Source organism: Bacillus sp. HU-1818 (assembly GCF_022695965.1).
Taxonomy (GTDB): domain Bacteria; phylum Bacillota; class Bacilli; order Bacillales; family Bacillaceae; genus Bacillus; species Bacillus atrophaeus.
Genome location: NZ_JAAPBE010000005.1, coordinates 1 through 15,864, shown reverse-complemented (window position 1 = coordinate 15,864; position 15,864 = coordinate 1). Strand labels below are relative to the sequence as shown.

General features: G+C 42.6%; 16 protein-coding genes. 11 read left to right on the top strand and 5 right to left on the bottom strand.

The features are described from left to right. Positions 1–31: 31 nt before the first annotated feature. Together GXP75_RS17305 and GXP75_RS17300 are read left to right on the top strand one after the other, a co-directional pair. Entirely contained in the window at positions 32–985 is a 954-nt protein-coding gene (locus GXP75_RS17305; protein ID WP_063638870.1) for a glycosyltransferase family 2 protein, read from the top strand. A 117-nt stretch (positions 986–1,102) separates the two neighbouring features. Then, a complete protein-coding gene (locus GXP75_RS17300; RefSeq protein WP_242557396.1) occupies positions 1,103–3,679 on the top strand; it encodes a YfhO family protein in 2,577 nt (858 codons plus the stop codon). On the opposite strand, the gene GXP75_RS17295 is transcribed toward GXP75_RS17300, so the two are convergent. Then, positions 3,672–4,655: a metal-dependent hydrolase gene (locus tag GXP75_RS17295; RefSeq protein ID WP_242557395.1), complete on the bottom strand. Its 984-nt coding sequence runs from the start codon at positions 4,653–4,655 to the stop codon at positions 3,672–3,674. The two genes, GXP75_RS17300 and GXP75_RS17295, sit on opposite strands and share 8 nt — an antisense overlap. A gap of 232 nt (positions 4,656–4,887) precedes the next feature. On the opposite strand from GXP75_RS17295, the gene mutY reads away from it, so the two are divergent. Further along, on the top strand, positions 4,888–5,982 hold the full coding sequence (gene mutY, locus GXP75_RS17290; RefSeq protein ID WP_242557394.1) for an A/G-specific adenine glycosylase: 1,095 nt from the start codon (positions 4,888–4,890) through the stop codon (positions 5,980–5,982). Between the two features lie 22 nt (positions 5,983–6,004). Here mutY and GXP75_RS17285 read toward each other — a convergent pair whose 3' ends face one another. After that, on the bottom strand, positions 6,005–6,229 hold the full coding sequence (locus GXP75_RS17285) for a hypothetical protein (RefSeq protein ID WP_004430607.1): 225 nt from the start codon (positions 6,227–6,229) through the stop codon (positions 6,005–6,007). Between the two features lie 83 nt (positions 6,230–6,312). Here GXP75_RS17285 and fabL point away from each other — a divergent pair, with 83 nt between their 5' ends. From fabL to GXP75_RS17260, 5 genes are all read left to right on the top strand, one after another. Continuing rightward, positions 6,313–7,065 (top strand): enoyl-[acyl-carrier-protein] reductase FabL, encoded by a 753-nt coding sequence (gene fabL, locus GXP75_RS17280; protein ID WP_004430608.1) that lies wholly within the window; start codon positions 6,313–6,315, stop codon positions 7,063–7,065. Between the two features lie 68 nt (positions 7,066–7,133). After that, positions 7,134–7,382: a gamma-type small acid-soluble spore protein gene (locus GXP75_RS17275; protein ID WP_004430614.1), complete on the top strand. Its 249-nt coding sequence runs from the start codon at positions 7,134–7,136 to the stop codon at positions 7,380–7,382. A gap of 176 nt (positions 7,383–7,558) precedes the next feature. Then, complete coding sequence (locus GXP75_RS17270; protein WP_088116776.1) at positions 7,559–7,819, top strand: YgaB family protein; 261 nt, start codon at positions 7,559–7,561, stop codon at positions 7,817–7,819. A 144-nt stretch (positions 7,820–7,963) separates the two neighbouring features. Beyond that, a complete protein-coding gene (ntdP, locus tag GXP75_RS17265) occupies positions 7,964–8,494 on the top strand; it encodes a nucleoside tri-diphosphate phosphatase (protein ID WP_004430623.1) in 531 nt (176 codons plus the stop codon). An 83-nt stretch (positions 8,495–8,577) separates the two neighbouring features. Then, entirely contained in the window at positions 8,578–10,320 is a 1,743-nt protein-coding gene (locus GXP75_RS17260) for an ABC transporter ATP-binding protein (protein ID WP_242557393.1), read from the top strand. A gap of 72 nt (positions 10,321–10,392) precedes the next feature. Here the strand turns inward: GXP75_RS17260 and GXP75_RS17255 are convergent, their stop codons facing one another. Then, complete coding sequence (locus GXP75_RS17255; RefSeq protein WP_061573419.1) at positions 10,393–11,454, bottom strand: FUSC family protein; 1,062 nt, start codon at positions 11,452–11,454, stop codon at positions 10,393–10,395. A gap of 219 nt (positions 11,455–11,673) precedes the next feature. After that, positions 11,674–12,963 carry a glutamate-1-semialdehyde 2,1-aminomutase gene (locus tag GXP75_RS17250; RefSeq protein ID WP_242557392.1) on the bottom strand — a complete coding sequence of 430 codons (1,290 nt, stop codon included), beginning with the start codon at positions 12,961–12,963 and terminating at the stop codon, positions 11,674–11,676. Between the two features lie 166 nt (positions 12,964–13,129). Here GXP75_RS17250 and bcp point away from each other — a divergent pair, with 166 nt between their 5' ends. Both bcp and perR read left to right on the top strand, forming a co-directional pair. Then, complete coding sequence (bcp, locus tag GXP75_RS17245) at positions 13,130–13,603, top strand: thioredoxin-dependent thiol peroxidase (RefSeq protein ID WP_242557391.1); 474 nt, start codon at positions 13,130–13,132, stop codon at positions 13,601–13,603. A 145-nt stretch (positions 13,604–13,748) separates the two neighbouring features. Beyond that, complete coding sequence (perR, locus tag GXP75_RS17240) at positions 13,749–14,186, top strand: peroxide-responsive transcriptional repressor PerR (protein WP_004430646.1); 438 nt, start codon at positions 13,749–13,751, stop codon at positions 14,184–14,186. Between the two features lie 34 nt (positions 14,187–14,220). On the opposite strand, the gene GXP75_RS17235 is transcribed toward perR, so the two are convergent. Beyond that, positions 14,221–14,574 (bottom strand): YgzB family protein, encoded by a 354-nt coding sequence (locus tag GXP75_RS17235; RefSeq protein WP_242557390.1) that lies wholly within the window; start codon positions 14,572–14,574, stop codon positions 14,221–14,223. Positions 14,575–14,785: 211 nt separating this feature from the next. Between GXP75_RS17235 and GXP75_RS17230 the strand changes: the two genes are divergently transcribed. After that, positions 14,786–15,670 carry a nucleotidyltransferase-like protein gene (locus GXP75_RS17230; protein WP_214917090.1) on the top strand — a complete coding sequence of 295 codons (885 nt, stop codon included), beginning with the start codon at positions 14,786–14,788 and terminating at the stop codon, positions 15,668–15,670. Positions 15,671–15,864: the final 194 nt, after the last annotated feature.

Below are 15,864 nucleotides of genomic sequence, written 5' to 3'. Positions count from 1 at the left end.
AAAAAAGAATATACCAAAAGAAGGTGCCTTAATGAAACAAGGATTAATTTCAATTATTATCCCGTCCTATAACGAAGGTAACAACGTCAAACTCATTCATGAATCCTTGAAAAAGGAATTCAAAAGCATTCATTATGATTATGAAATTTTCTACATAAACGACGGAAGCAAAGATGACACACTTCAGCAGATCAAAAGTTTGACTCAAATTTGTGACAGAGTCAAATATATTTCCTTTTCCCGGAACTTCGGAAAAGAAGCTGCGATTCTGGCCGGTTTTGAGCATGTTCAGGGCGAGGCTGTCATTGTGATGGACGCGGATTTACAGCATCCGACGCATTTGCTGCATGAATTTATTAAAGGCTATGAGGAAGGGTATGACCAAGTGATTGCCCAGCGAAACAGGAAAGGGGATAATCCGGTTCGCTCCGCACTTTCATCGCTTTACTATAAATTTATAAACAAAGCTGTGGAAGTGGATTTAAGGGACGGTGTCGGTGATTTTCGCCTGCTGAGCCGCCAGGCGGTCGATTCTTTGCTGAAATTAAGTGAAGGCAACCGCTTCTCGAAAGGGCTGTTTTGCTGGATCGGCTTTGATCAGAAAATCGTTTTTTACGAAAATGTCGAACGGAAAAACGGTACTTCCAAATGGTCATTCAGCAATCTCTTTAACTACGGAATGGACGGTGTCGTATCTTTTAACAACAAGCCGCTGCGCATTTGCTTTTATACGGGAATCTTTATTTTACTGCTATCCATTGTTTATATCATCAGCACATTCGTTAAAATCATGACCAACGGCGTGGCAGTGCCGGGTTATTTCACCATTATTTCAGCCGTTTTGTTTCTCGGGGGCATTCAGTTGTTAAGCCTTGGGATCATCGGAGAATATATCGGCAGAATCTATTATGAAACGAAAAAAAGACCGCATTATTTAATTCAAGAAGCGAATATCCCTAATGGAGATCAAAATGAAACGAATTGAAGTAAATAAAGAGACAAAAAAGAAGCATCAACATTCCGCACTGAAAGTAATGAACAAGAGATGGCAGTGCTCTTTTTGTATGCGCGGCTTTTATGGATGGAAGGCTGTGGCAGCGAAATGAAAAAAGCATATCTGATTGCTGCAAGCCTGCTCATTTCGATTTGCGCCCACGCTTTTTTTCTTAAAGAATGGGCTGAGGGCCGATATATGACAGGACCGGGGGACGGTCTTGCACAAATGATCGTCTTCAAAAAAATGCTTTTTGAACAATACATGCAAGGCAACTTTTTTTACAATTATTCATTTGGACTTGGCGGCGGAGTCTACAGTCAGCTTGGCTATTATTTTTCTGTTTCCTTTCTATTTATCCTGACTTCTGCCGTCGTCCGAATTCTTCAGCTTGTCCATCTGGCGGGGGAAGCTGATACGCTGTTTTGGGCGCAGGCGGCCGTTTTTATCAGCATTGCAAAGCTCAGCCTTATTATATTTACTGCCGCCGGTGTGTTGCGTTATATCGTTAAACATACAGGAGCGGCTTTTGTCGGGGCCGTATTATACGGGGTATCCATTATTTATTTTCGCCATGAAGCATACTGGGAGTTTTTTACCGACACCATGATATGGCTTCCGCTACTCGTCTACGGAGCGGAAAAAATCATCAGGGAACGCCGGCCTGCGTGGTTTATCGCGGCCTGCGCGCTGACTTTAATCAATAACTTTTACTTCGCATATATGAATCTGATCTTTATCGGCATTTACATTCTATTCAGATGGCTGATCAGGCTTGAGGAAGGCGAGATAAAAAAACTCGCTCAATTTAAAATGTTTATGATCTCAGGCCTGATTTCTTTCGGCATCAGCGCGGCGGCCTTTGTTCCTGTTGTATACGGATATTTACATAACCTTCGCCCGCCGTACAGCGGGCAGATTGAGTGGTTCGATTTCTCTGACAATATTTTATTTTCAAGCCGAATTATCGTGCTTCCCGCGATTTTTCTGCTGTTTCTGTTTACGTTCTCCTTGTACAGAAATCGAGTATTCCGCCTATTTGCGGGGCTCAGCGTGCTTTTCATCATGTTTCATTACAGTCCTTATGCCGCAAGTATCTTTAACGGCTTTTCAGCTCCTCAATACAGGTTTGAATATGTGTTGTCCTTTACCCTTGCAGGAGCTGTCGCCGCAGGTTTGTCTAAGCTGTCTGAGGTAAGATGGAAGGAAATGCTGGGAGCGAGCGTCATCGCCATCCTGTTTTACTGGTACAATGAGCACCGGCACGGGCTTGATCTGACAAGACCGGCATATACCAGTGTCATCCTGTTCTTATTTCTGACAATTGCCGCCCTTTTCGTGTCAAAGCTGACTTTTAAAAAGTCACGTCTCACCGTATATGCAGTGATTGTCCTGTCAGCTGTGCTGATTGCCAACATCTATCAAAAATATGCATTGTCAGAAGGAGGAGGCCTTCAAACCGTTTCAAACGCCTATTTAACAAGCACAGAGTATAAAGGCGAAGAACAAACGGAGCTCATCAGCCGCCTGCAATCTAAAGATATCGATCCTTTAGCCAGGTTGGATTGGATGAATGGCGTCCGCAATAATACGCCCATCATGTATGGATTTAACGGATTTAGCGCTTATTCCAGCATTTTGAACCAGAATCTCCTGTCTTTTTATTGGAATGATCTCAATATAGATATGGGGAGAGAAAGCGTCAGCCGTTACGCATCAATGGGAGGCAGAGCGAATTTGTACAGCCTGCTTTACGGAAAGTACTTCATGACGGAAAAAACGAACACAGCCAATGTCCCTTACGGCTTTACAAAAATAATGGAATCAAAACATTACGCTGTCTATCAAAATCAACATGTGCTTCCGTTCGTGAAGACCGCCGGCCAGGTGTACAATGAAACAGATTTTGACGGGTCTCCGGCGCTTGTGAAAGAACAGGCGATGTTACGGGGAATTGTCATAAAAGATCCTTCAGGAAAAACTGAGAAACCGCCAAAGCTGAACAATTTGATCTCACATTCAAACATTACAGCAAAGCATGCGGAATATAAAACCGGACAGCTGACGGTAATGGAATCAACCGGACAACTGACCATCACGCCGGAATCTCCGTCAAAACAACCGGGCGATTACTATCTCAGTTTCTATTTGAAAAGCAAGGCGAAGGACAAAGGCTTTACGTTGAAAGTGAATGATTATGTAACAACAAGAAAATCAAACAAATCCATTTATAAAACTGGAGTAAACGACCTCACCATCAGAGTGCCGAAAACAAACCAAATCACAATCGAGCTGCCGAAAGGAACCTATGAGCTTAAGCGTTTTACACTCTATGAAGAAACCTATCAAACCTTAAAAGCCGCTGCCGAAAAAGAAGAACAGCCGGCTAAAATAGACTGGAACAAAAATAAGCTCAACATCACATATCAAAATAAGGAAAATGCTAGATATATCAAGCTCCCAATCCCGTTTGAGAAAGGCTGGGAGCTGAAGATTAATGGGAAAAAACAGCCGGTGGAGCAAGCTGATTATTCCTTTATCGGTTTCCGCGCCCAAAAAGGTGAGAACCGCATTGAGCTGACCTACTATCCTCCCTATTTTAAACCGGCTGCAGCCGTCACTTTGGTCAGTCTGGCCATTGCTTGTTTTTATATCAGGAAACGAAAAAAGCCCGGCTCTAAATAGAGCCGAGCTTTAATTTTTTCTGAAGCTTTTCTTCGCTGAATATCCACCCTGTGTAAGACGATTTAAGCTCAAGATCATGGGTGAGGTGAACGATTGCGACAAACGGATAGTGCCCTTTGCTGCGATAGCGGAGATCAATAAACCGGACCTCATAATGGTCCTTGTATGTGTCAACCTCCCACCTGTACACAGGTGAAAACGATAGGAACGCAGCGATGTTTTCATCCTGCTGCGCGGCCTTCATAACATCTGTTTCAGGCACGGGAACCCGGTTGAACGTATCAAGTATAACGACATGGCCGTCAAGGCTTCTGCCGACATAAAACGCATGGGCGGTCGTAACCGCAATCCGCCATTGTCTGAATTTCATCGTCGGAGATATAATAATGGTTTCGATGTCCTCGTCAATCAGCTCCCGCAGCCTTCTTTTAATCCTCAGCTGCATGATAAACCTGACACCGTAATAACCGATCAGTACAGCATATAAAATCAAGAAGGTGATACCGGGATGGCCGCCGACATACCAAACGGCAATCGCCGCCAGATGACTGATGAAAATAAATGGATCAAACGTATTAATTAAACCGAGAGCTACCCATTTTTTTGAAAAAGGCCGGATTGCCTGTGTTCCATATGCATTGAATATATCAACGAAAACATGCAGCACAACGGCCAGCAGCGTCCACAGCCACAAGTGAAGAAAATTCCCATGAGGATAAAACAACATCAATATCCCCGGAATCGCTACTGACCAGAACAAAACAGCGGGAATTGAATGAGTGAAACCTCTGTGGTTTCTTATATAAACAGCATTATTCTTCAGCTTTAACACTGTGTCAATATCGGGAGCCTGAGAGCCCGCAAGCGCTGCGATCATAGCGGCGTGAGCCATCGAAGTATCCGTGCCGATAACCGGGTCCAGAGTCGCAATACCGCCGAGAGCGATGCCCATGACAACATGAGTGCCAGTATCCATTAGTGACCTCCTTGCAGGTAAAATCGTATAGCCTGCACATACACATTAAAGATATTCCCCATTTTCCATTTGCCAAATCATAAAACAGACTTGTTCTCATATGTTTCCGCTTTTTCTTTATCTATATTTAATGTAACATATTATCGTACTGTGCCCTAAGTGTACAACAAAAAACAGTCTTAAGAAAAGCGGGGCGCGATTGAGGCAACGAAAGACCGAGGAGAAACTCAAAATGAACGCACTTGAAGAAAAACTACAACAAAAAGATATAGACATGTTTCGTGATGATTTAATTACATGGTTTGAAAGAGAACAAAGAGTTCTGCCGTGGAGAGAAGATCAAGACCCGTATAAGGTGTGGGTATCAGAAGTGATGCTGCAGCAAACAAGAGTAGAAACGGTTATCCCTTACTTTCTGCGGTTTGTTGAGCAATTTCCCAACGTCGAAGCATTGGCGGAGGCCGATGAAGAAAAAGTTCTTAAAGCATGGGAAGGGCTTGGGTATTACTCGCGAGTCAGAAATCTGCAAAGCGCCGTAAAAGAAGTGCAGCAGCAGTACGGGGGGACCGTCCCTTCTACGGAAAAGGAATTCGGCGGCTTAAAAGGAGTCGGTCCTTATACAAAAGGGGCTGTGCTCAGCATTGCCTATAACAAACCGATACCTGCAGTTGACGGAAACGTAATGCGCGTGATGTCCAGAATCCTTTCCATCTGGGATGATATTGCCAAACCAAAAACAAGAACCATTTTTGAGCAAGCGGTTCATGCATTTATTTCTAAAGAAAAACCATCTGAATTTAATCAAGGGCTGATGGAGCTCGGAGCGATCATCTGCACACCGAAGTCGCCGTCCTGCCTGCTGTGCCCGGTGCAGAAGCATTGCTCAGCCTTTGCGGAAGGCTCTGAACGAGAACTTCCCGTCAAAAGCAAAAAGAAAAAACCGGGGATCAAGACAATGGCGGCGGTTGTCCTGACAGATGATGAAGGAAATATATATATCCATAAACGTCCGTCAAAAGGCTTGCTTGCCAACCTGTGGGAATTCCCGAATGTTGAAACACAAAAAGGAATCAAAACAGAACGCGACCAGCTCGTCTTATTTTTAGAAAATGAAATGGGGATAAATGCGGAGATTGACGAATTACAAGGTGTTGTCGAGCACGTTTTCACCCATCTTGTCTGGAATATTTCTGTATTTTTCGGTAAAGTAAAACAAGTGTCGGAAAGCACCCGTCTGAAAAAAGTAACGAAAAAACAGCTTGAGGAATTCGCATTTCCCGTTTCTCATCAAAAAATATGGAAAATGGCTGTTGAGGCAGCCGAGTAGCATAAACCGACTGCCTTAAGCCTTAATCATAACTGATGCGTGTGCCGTGGCTGTAATCTGCTTCATTTCGTTTCAGTCCGCCGCGCGCTTCAATTTCTTGATTTAATTCACGATATTTTGATTGGCCTTCTTCATTCAAATAAGGCATAATTTGTTGGAAGGCATGATGAAAATAAGAGAGCTCACTGTTTTTCCAATCTTTTTTGGATATCATACTAAGTTCGCCCATATCACGTCCGACATACATAACAGAAGACCCCCTTTTTCCGTTCTTATCATTATTATTTGTGGAAATGAAAGAACTATACACAACAAGGAGCTGAGGAAAAAATGGAACAAAATAAATGTGCGCTCGTCACAGGAAGCAGCCGCGGTGTCGGAAAAGCAGCCGCAATAAGACTTGCTGAGCAGGGCTATAACATCGTTATTAACTATGCACGAAGCAAAAAAGCGGCGTTAGAAACTGCTGAGGAAATTGAAAAGCTCGGCGTTAAAGTGCTTGTTGTCAAAGCGAACGTCGGACAGCCTGCAAAAATAAAAGAAATGTTTCAGCAAATTGATGAAACATTCGGCAGACTTGATGTTTTTATTAACAACGCTGCGTCAGGCGTATTAAGACCTGTCATGGAGCTTGAAGAAACCCATTGGGACTGGACGATGAACATTAATGCGAAAGCATTGCTTTTCTGCGCCCAGGAAGCGGCCAAGCTTATGGAAAGAAACGGAGGCGGGCATATTGTCAGCATCAGTTCATTAGGCTCCATCCGTTATCTTGAAAACTATACGACAGTCGGCGTGTCAAAAGCCGCTCTTGAAGCATTAACACGTTATCTGGCGGTCGAGCTTTCCCAAAAACAGATTATCGTCAATGCGGTTTCCGGCGGAGCGATTGATACGGATGCACTTAAGCATTTTCCAAACAGGGAAGACCTATTGGAAGACGCGCGCCAAAATACGCCTGCCGGACGAATGGTCGACATTAAAGACATGGTGGATACCGTTGAGTTTTTAGTTTCTTCAAAAGCGGATATGATCCGCGGGCAGACTATCATCGTCGATGGCGGACGTTCTCTGCTTGTTTAAAATTTTTTTCAAAATATGAATAGCCCGTTTGTCTCCTGCACATTCTAATTGTCGTGGAGGTGATAAACATGGCTAACTCAAACAACAAAACAAACGCTCAACAAGTAAGAAAACAAAACCAACAATCAGCATCTGGCCAAGGTCAGTTTGGTACAGAATTTGCTAGCGAAACAAACGTACAACAAGTTAGAAAACAAAACCAACAATCAGCTGCTGGACAAGGACAATTCGGCACTGAATTCGCTAGTGAAACTGATGCTCAGCAAGTAAGACAGCAAAACCAATCTGCTGAACAAAACAAACAACAAAACAGCTAATCACTGAAACAGAAAAAAAGCACTTCATCCTCGGGTGGAAGTGCTTTTTTCTTTTTATAAAACGACAAAACTTGTGAAAGCTCAACATAAAGAGTCAAAGGGATTTATTCAGCAAAATAGAAATCATACTATATGGAAAACCATATACCCTGCACCAGGCATGAAGGAGGAACCGGATGTCAGAATTTGAAAGACTGGTAAGCGAACAAATGAAGATTATGGATAAGCTTCTCGACCTGCAGGCAGAGCTTGACCGGTGCAAACAAGTTGAATCAGAACTCCGGCATTTGGAACGGGATGCAAGGCTGCACATCATTCAGGAGGAGATTGCGATAAAACGAAAAGATCTGGCTGACATACAGAGTGTATTTCAAAAGCAGACCGAACAGGTTATTCGCTCCTATCGCAGATCGGAAAAACCATCTTCTTATGTGTAGCGCTTAAAATGTGCCATTCCGACACCGGAATGGTTCTTTTATTTTCATTTTTTAATTTGTAACGTTATAATAAGTAAAAGACGTTGTCATAAAGGAAATTTGGACATACTAACCGCAGGGCTTTATAGAAAGTAGGGGAGAAAAATGGGCTATCCCAAGGAAGGAGAAACCATTCAAATTCACAGCTATAAGCATAACGGGCTGATTCATAGAATTTGGAATGAAACGACGATTTTAAAAAGTACAGAAATGTGTGTCATCGGCGCAAATGACCGGACGATGGTGACAGAATCAGATGGCCGGACATGGGTGACAAGGGAGCCCGCAATCTGTTATTTCCATGCGCGACAATGGTTTAATGTCATCGGGATGCTGAGAGAAGACGGAGTTCACTATTATTGCAATATCAGTTCGCCGTTTGCCTATGATGACGAAGCGATTAAATATATTGATTATGATTTGGATGTCAAAGTATTTCCTGATATGACTTATAATATTCTTGATGAAGATGAGTACGATGACCATCGAAAATTAATGAATTATCCAAAAGAAATCGACAGTATTTTGAGAGAATATCTGAACACGCTGCTGCATTGGATTCACCAGCGAAAAGGGCCGTTTGCTCCAGAATTTGTAGATATGTGGTATGAACGGTTTCTGCGTTATACAAAATAATTCTTAATGAAAAACCTGTTGGGGGTGCAACAGGTTTTTCACATGGGCTCGCACATCATGATAAAGAGAGAGGGGGATGAAGTGTGGGTGTTATTAAACGCTATATGCATTTTGTAAAACCTTATAAGAAGCAGATTGTCATTACAGTATTAATCGGAATCGTGAAGTTTTCTATTCCTCTTGCTCTTCCGCTCCTGCTGAAATATGTCGTGGATGATATTATTCAGGGAGGCGGGAGCGCCCACGATAAAACAACATCATTATTTACCATTATGGCTGTTATGTTTGCCATATTTTTAGTGCTCCGGCCTCCTGTTGAGTATTATCGGCAATATTTTGCCCAGTGGACAGGCAGCAAAGTGCTCTATGACATTAGGGCGAAGCTGTTTGACCATATTCAGAAGCTGAGCTTGCGTTTTTACGCCAATACGAGAACGGGTGAAGTCATTTCCCGGGTTATAAACGATGTGGAACAAACAAAGGATTTTGTCATTACCGGTTTAATGAATATCTGGCTCGACATGCTGACGATTTTGATTGTCATTTGTATCATGCTTACCCTGGATATCAAATTGACGCTCATATCCATTGTGTTGTTTCCGTTATACGGTATATCGGTTAAGTATTTCTACGGACGGCTGAGAAAGCTGACAAGGGAAAGATCCCAAGCGCTTGCCCAAGTTCAAGGCCACTTGCATGAACGGATTCAAGGCATGCCGGTGATCAGAAGCTTTGCGATAGAAGACCATGAACAAGAGAACTTTAACGAAAAGAACGGACATTTTTTAGATAAAGCAATCAGTCATACCAATTGGAACGCGAAAACCTTCGCTGTCGTCAATACCATTACAGATCTGGCGCCCCTCATCGTCATTGCATTTGCAGGATACTTTGTCATAAACGGCCCGCTCACCGTAGGAACAATGGTTGCATTTGTCGGTTATATTGACAGAATGTACAATCCCGTGAGAAGGCTGATCAATTCTTCCACTACATTGACACAGTCGATCGCATCCATGGACAGGGTGTTTGAATTTATTGACGAACCATATGAATTGACAGATAAACCGAATGCTAAAAAAGCAAATCACATTAAAGGCGAAGTAGAATTCCAAAATGTTTCTTTCCAATATGAGAAAGAAAAAGAGGATATACTGACTGATGTGACCCTGAAGGTGAATAAGGGAGAAACCATAGCGCTCGTAGGAATGAGCGGCGGCGGAAAATCAACGCTCGTCAGCCTGATTCCGCGGTTTTATGATGTATCAGGCGGGAGCCTGCTGATTGATGGCACCGATATCCGGGACTATGAGGCGAGAAGTCTGCGGAATCAGGTGGGAATGGTGCTTCAGGATACGTTTTTATTCAGTGAAACGATTCGGGAAAACATTGCCATCGGCCAGCCGAATGCCAAGCTTGAAGACATTATCGAAGCCGCAAAAGCTGCCAATGCCCATGAATTTATTATGAATTTCCCTGAAGGGTATGAAACGAGAGTCGGAGAAAGAGGAGTCAAGCTGTCAGGCGGGCAAAAGCAGCGGATCTCAATCGCGCGGGTCTTTTTGAAAAATCCGCCTCTCTTAATATTGGATGAAGCTACCTCTGCGCTTGATCTTGAAAGCGAGCACTATATTCAGGAAGCCATGGAAAAACTGGCAAGGGACCGCACGACATTCATCGTCGCCCACAGGTTGTCTACCATTACACACGCTGATAAAATCGTCGTGATGGAAAATGGAACGATTATTGAAACCGGCACCCATGACGAACTGATGAAGCGGGACAGCCATTACAAACACTTATTTACCATCCAAAATTTAAACTGACATGTAAAACTGATATCGCTCCTGCGATATCAGTTTTTTTTCGTACAAAAAAACCCGGTTTCATTAACCGGGCTACTCCTCTGTTTCCAACTCACTGTCTTTCGGATGATAGGTCTGAAAGCTTGTGATTAATGTATCTAAATGTTCAAGCTGCTCACGATACTCCACCGTGCTTGCCATAATGTTAAGCATATTATAATCAAGCAGTTCATCCTCGGCGTTTTGCTGGTTTTTTAAAAATGATCTTGTTAAAAGCTGTTTGTACTGTATGCCTTCTTCCTCAAAATCATCATGCGGCTTAACTTTGCCGACAAACCGCATCAAAATCCGTTCATGCCAATGAAGCAGGTAATCAATCTCTTCTGTCAAAGTCGTCTGAAACTCCTCAGGCATGTGATAGATTTCGTTTTCAAGCCTGTGCAGTTTCTTTAATGTATCCAATGCTCGATTGGCTGTAATAATGGCTTGCCTGAACAGGACGAGCTTTCTCGATTTTACATATGTCGTTTTTTTGAAGTAGCTTCTTTCTTCTTTATATAGAAGGTATGTCTGATCGAGTTTAATCATTTTTTCCTTAAGCTTTTCGATATCCTCTTTCAGAATAGAATGCTCCGTTGACTGACGCATCGTCAGCCTGATCCATTTCATGATTTCATCGGTGTTCTCCACAGTATTATTGATTAGCTTGGTCTCGTACTTAGGCGGAAGAAACACCAGATTCACGATAAAAGAACAGAGAACCCCCAGAATGACTGTGCCGGTTCTAATCAGGGCAAATGTTAAAAAATCGCCTCCGGCAGTTTCTAAAATCGCAATAACTGTAACGAGCGCGATTGAAATCGTGTGTTCAATTTTAAGCTTTAACATAATGGTAATGACAATAACTGCTGTCAGTCCGATCATAATTGGACTGGGACCAAAAATAAGGCCGAATAGGGTGGCGATGACAGCGCCGATAATATTTGCCTGAACCTGATCAATAATAATAAGAAAAGACCGGTAAATAGACGGCTGGATCGCAAATATCGCTGCAATCCCGGCAAAAATCGGCGAAGGAATTCCGATCCACGAAGCTAAATAAAGAGCAAGCGTAATCGCTATCCCTGTTTTTAAAATGCGGGCACCAAGTTTCATTAGTTTGTGCGTGCATTCCTTTCTATAGTAAATTGTTTTACATAGCAAATGTATAACACTTAAAATCCCCTGTCAGTTTATTTGCTAAACAATAAAGTAATATACAGGGATCATACCAAATATTCAAGGTCTTTTTTGAGAAAAGACCAATATTTTACACATTGTTTCTGGAAATAAGAAAAAACAGGAGCGAAAGTCGCTCCTGCATGTCTAGTGTCTTTACTTCTTTAAATGTTTAAAGGCATCTTCAACAGCTGCGAGAGTATTCTTAATATCCTGCTCTGTATGGGCTGTTGTAATAAACCATGCTTCATATTTAGAAGGTGCGAGATTGATTCCGCGTTCAAGCATGAGTTTGAAGAACGTTGCGAATGTTTCTCCGTCTGTTTGTTCCGCTTGCTCATAATTTTCCACTTTTTCATCAGTAAAGTAAACGGTGAGCGCGCCTTTCAGACGATTGACTGTGATTGTAATACCATGTGTTTCAGCATGTGCGAGTATGCCTTCTTCCAGCATTGCGCCGAGCTGATCAAGCTTTTCGTAAACGCCTTCCTCTTTCAGCACTTCAAGACATGCAATGCCTGATAGGATCGAAGCGGGATTTCCCGCCATCGTTCCGGCCTGATAAGCTGGGCCGAGCGGAGCGACTTGCTCCATAATTTCTTTTTTGCCCCCGTAAGCCCCGATCGGAAGACCGCCGCCAATGATTTTTCCAAGTGCGGTTAAATCAGGCTTAACCTGCAGAAGATCTTGCGCGCCGCCATACATAAAGCGGAACGCCGTAATAACCTCATCGTAAATAACAAGTGCGCCCGCATCGTGCGTCAGTTCATTTACCTTTTCTAAAAATCCTTCTTTAGGTTCGACGATGCCGAAATTGCCGACAATCGGTTCAACGAGGACTGCTGCAATCTCGCTGCCCCATTTATCAAGCGCCTCTTTGTAGCTTTCAATATCATTAAAAGGAACCGTGATGACTTCGCTGGCAATGCTTTTTGGAACTCCGGCCGAATCAGGGGTGCCGAGAGTGGACGGACCGGACCCGGCAGCCACAAGTACAAGATCCGAATGACCATGGTAGCAGCCTGCGAATTTAATGATTTTTGTTCTGCCGGTATAAGCCCGGGCCACCCGAATCGTCGTCATTACTGCTTCCGTCCCTGAATTGACAAACCGCACCTTATCCATCGCCGGAATCGCTTCCTTCAGCATTTTGGCAAAGGTAACCTCATGAGCTGTCGGCGTCCCGTATAATACGCCGTTTTCCGCTGCTTTCTTGATGGCTTCCGTAATATGCGGATGGGCGTGCCCGGTAATAATCGGACCGTATGCCGCCAAGTAATCAATGTATTGATTTCCGTCCACATCCCAGAAGTAAGCGCCGTTAGCTTTCTCCATGGCAATCGGAGAGCCTCCGCCTACCGCTTTATAAGATCGGGAAGGGCTGTTTACGCCTCCGACAATATGCTCTAAGGCTTCACTATGAAGTTCAACTGATTTCGTATACAAAAATAATACCTCCTATATCTCCTTGCGTCATTTCTATTGTAGCATGCTTCAAAACGAGCACAACGGTTCAAGGTCCGGCAAATAGAAAAACGGTGAGGGAGGGTAAGAGTTGTAATCTGCTATGGAATTGGATACGCTTATTAAAAACACCTTGGAGGTAAAGAAAATGGCTGTAGAAATCGGACAAGAAACACCGGACATTGAATTAAAGGGTGACAATGGTGAGAAGGTAAGATTATCGGACTTTAAAGGAAAATACATCGTCCTTTATTTTTATCCGAAAGATATGACGCCGGGATGCACCACTGAAGCATGTGATTTCCGTGACCATCATGAAAGCTTTGCAAAGCTTGATGCTGTCATTATCGGCGTAAGCCCTGACAGCGAAGAAAAGCATGGAAAGTTCAAGGAAAAGCATGATCTTCCTTTTCTGCTGCTAGTTGATGATGAAAACAAGCTGGCGGAAGCGTTCGGCGTCTGGAAGCTTAAGAAAAACTTTGGTAAAGAATATATGGGGATTGAGCGGTCAACCTTTATAATTGACAAAGAAGGACGGCTGATTAAAGAATGGAGAAAAGTAAAGGTGAAAGATCACGTAGCTGAAGCGCTTCAAGAGCTGAAAGAAGTTTCAGCAAAATAAAAAGCGCAGGGAGCCTGGCCTGCCGTAAAGATGGGCTTTTGTATCTTTTATCCTGATTATAATTGACAAAGAATCATAAAAAGAGTTACACTAATTATAAACATTATAATGTAAGAATCTTTTTTAGAAGAGAGGTGCATGACGGATGGCTGCACATGAACTAAAAGAAGCCTTAGAAACGTTGAAGGAAACTGGGGTTCGCATTACTCCTCAACGTCATGCGATTTTGGAATATCTCGTGGATTCTATGGCTCATCCAACAGCGGACGATATATATAAAGCTCTGGAAGGGAAATTCCCTAATATGAGCGTAGCGACGGTATACAACAATTTACGCGTGTTCCGGGAGTCTGGTCTTGTGAAAGAATTGACGTATGGCGATGCTTCAAGCAGATTCGATTTTGTGACTTCAGACCATTACCACGCCATTTGCGAAAAGTGCGGTAAGATCGTTGATTTTCACTATCCGGGTCTTGATGAAGTGGAGCAGCTCGCTGCACATGTGACCGGCTTTAAAGTAAGCCACCACCGTTTAGAGATCTACGGCGTCTGCCAAGAATGCCTGAAAAAAGAAAACCATTAAAATAAGCTGACCGTGTCAAAGCGGCCAGCTTATTTTATTTGGCGTTTCTTTTGCTGTTATAAGACTCGTCGAAAGCCTTGCCTTCAAGATTTTTGTCTAATGTAAGCGGCTCTCTGCAATGCATGCACATATCGACTCTTCCTAAAATCTTTGTTTCTTTCCCGCAAGCGGGGCACACCACCCGGACTGCTTTCGTGGAAAGCATGCCGATCCAAAAATAAACGACAGTGCTGAGTCCGATGGATAAAAGCCCGAGTAACATAAATAAGCTCGCAAGCAGTACAGACTCCTTAAAGAAAATCCCGATGTACATAATGACAAACCCAACGAAAACCAAACTTAACGCAAACGTTCTGATTTTATTAATTTTGCTGGAGTATTTCGCCATGTCCATCCCCCTCTGTTTAAATATAGCATATTCACACTGGGAGTTTCTTCATGTTTTCAGCCGGAATTGAAACTTTGCTGTAGAGACATACCGCGAAATTGTTTATAATAGTTCAATATGTTTAGAAAAAAGGATTTTCCGTTTTCATCATAGAAATGAATGGAAGAGTAAAAAATATAATAACTGACACATTTGCACTGGAGGAATGGGAATGGAAAATCTTCTCCGTCCAATTTACCAAGAAAGAGCAAGTCATCCGAATACATTGGCTGTCATAATGATTGAGAGAAGAAACAAAGCATCTTCCATAACGGATAATTTTGATGCGGCTTTACTTGTTATTGTAAAACAGGCGGAAGAGCCTCTCTTTATAAAGCATTATGAGTTTGAACACCAAACGGCTTCTTTAAATATTGTAACGGACGCACAAGTTCAAGAATGGATTTTGCTCGGGACCAATAGGAGAATCATAGATTGGATCCTAAATGGGAGAGCCCTGTTTGATCGGAATGAATATATTGTTGAACTGATTGACAGGCTTAATACATTTCCGTTTGCAGAGCGGAAATTGAAAATCGGTCTTGAATACGGAAAGTTAATCAGAAGGTATATAGAAGGCAAAGCCTTTTTTGAAGCGAATCAGTTTTTAGATGCTTACAATGCGATAGTGCATGCTCTTCATCATTTAGCCCGTATTGAAGTAATTGACAGAGGGTTTCATCCTGAAACAACAGTGTGGAATCAAGTCCGGCAGATGGAGCCGCAGGTATACAAGCTGTACTCTGAACTGATTGAGAGTCATGAAAGCCTGGAAAAAAGGCTTGAATTATTATTCTTAGCAAATGATTTTCTAATTCATTCTAAAGCAGAGATCGGTTCTGCCCATCTATATCAAATAATGAAGGAAAAAGACATTTGGCAATTCGGAGAGCTTCTACAACATACGGACTTAAAGGATTTCACACCAGACCTTGGCGTTCTGCTTGATTATCTGACTGAAAAAGGTTTTATCGAAGTATGTCAAATAGAGACCAAGAGCCAGGCAATCTATCATCGGGGATATTCTTTTAAAAAAGATGTTGACTCTGTTTCATAGCCATGGTATATTATTAAACGTCGCTGATGCGCTTCTGAAAAAAAGCTCACAGCGGCGGAAAAATAAAATCAAAAAAACATTTGACATAATGATGAGAAAATGTTATATTGATAAAGTCGCTTCACTGAGAAGTGAGTCATGATCTTTGAAAACTAAACAAGACAAAACGTACCTGTTAATTCAAAGTTTTAACG